At 49.4% G+C, this 1,309-nt stretch carries 2 protein-coding genes; one reads left to right on the top strand and one right to left on the bottom strand.

The genetic code is table 11. From position 1 onward, the window contains the following. A partial coding sequence (locus tag IQ219_RS19680) for a YkvA family protein (protein ID WP_194073744.1) occupies positions 1-292 on the bottom strand: 292 nt, incomplete at its 3' end. 191 nt (positions 293-483) lie between these two features. Between IQ219_RS19680 and IQ219_RS19675 the strand changes: the two genes are divergently transcribed. Then, positions 484-1,309, top strand: an 826-nt coding sequence (locus IQ219_RS19675; protein WP_194073743.1) for a GHMP kinase, incomplete at its 3' end; no start/stop codon positions are given.

Here is a 1,309-nt window from a genome sequence, read left to right as displayed (position 1 = left end):
GGGCTACATCTTGTCCCACCACATCCACCACCACAGATTCCTGGGGGGCATTCTTTTCCTGTTTGACGGCTTTATTTTTCAAGCCAGTGAGAACCATTTGGGAAATTTCTGAGACTAATAAAGTGGCAATTAAACCATCGTCAATCCAACCAAGCACGGGGAAAACGTCGGGCAGAAAGTCGATGGGGCTGAGGAGATACACCAAGGAGCCAAGAACAATCCACCAGCGGTACCGGGGATGGTTGAGCATTTGACGGTACCAGCCGTAGAGGGATTCGAGGGAAAATTTCATGGGGTGCTATGGGGAAAGAATAGTTTAATTTTGGCAGATCCCCTGGGGTATCCGGGGGGGAAAACTCCCAGGGTTAGGGACGGATTCCTCTCCAGGGCTAGGTTTGGGCAGTGGTTTTAGGCATTGAACGCTGACATTGCCCCCCAGTCGGCAATAATGTATCTGTCGTCAACCTTGTCTTTGCCAGGCCCATGCTGATTTCCCGTGCCCCTGTCCGCATTAGTTTTTTTGGTGGGGGAACTGATTATCCTGAGTATTTTCTCCAGCATGGTGGTGCGGTCCTAGCCACGGCGATCGACAAATTTTCCTACGTCACTGCTAGCCCTTTTCTGAGCCACCTATTTGACTATTCCATTCGAGTTTCCTACCGCAAAGTGGAATTGGTTAAAAATCCCAGCGAGATGGAGCATGTGGTTTTTCGGGAATGTCTGAAATTCTGTGGTTTGGAAAAGGATATTGAGCTCCATAATGTGGCAGATTTACCAGCTTTTACCGGCCTAGGTTCCTCTTCTGCCTTTACCGTTTCCTTGCTCCAGGCTTTGCACTCTTTTAAGGGGGAGTTTATTCGTCCTCTGGATTTGGCCTATGAAGCTATTTATGTGGAAAGGCATTTAGTCAACGATAAAGTGGGCTGTCAGGATCAACTCATGGCTGCCATGGGGGGATTTAACTTAGTGGAATTCCGTAAGGAAGATGACATTGTGGTTAGTCGGGTCACCATGGCCCCGGCAAGGATGGCGGAGTTTGAAGAACATATCTTTATTGTTTTTACTGGCATCAAACGGCGGGCGGCCAATGTGGTGGAAAAGCAATTAAAGCGGGTGGGAAATAACCGAGAAACCCTCAAACTGATGCGTGCCATGGTGGACAAGGGTTGGGATATTTTGACCAGCAACCAATGCCTATCTGCCTTTGGGGAGTTACTGGACCAAGCCTGGCAGGCAAAACGGAGCTTGGATGTGGGCATTTCCAACGGCGACATTGACGGTATTTACCAACAGGGGCGGGAAGCAGGGG

Origin of the sequence: Synechocystis sp. LEGE 06083 (assembly GCF_015207725.1) — a bacterium.
Classification (GTDB): Bacteria; Cyanobacteriota; Cyanobacteriia; order Cyanobacteriales; family Microcystaceae; genus Synechocystis; species Synechocystis salina.
Note: the sequence above shows the minus strand (reverse complement) of the source record. Positions and strands in the feature narration are given on the sequence as shown.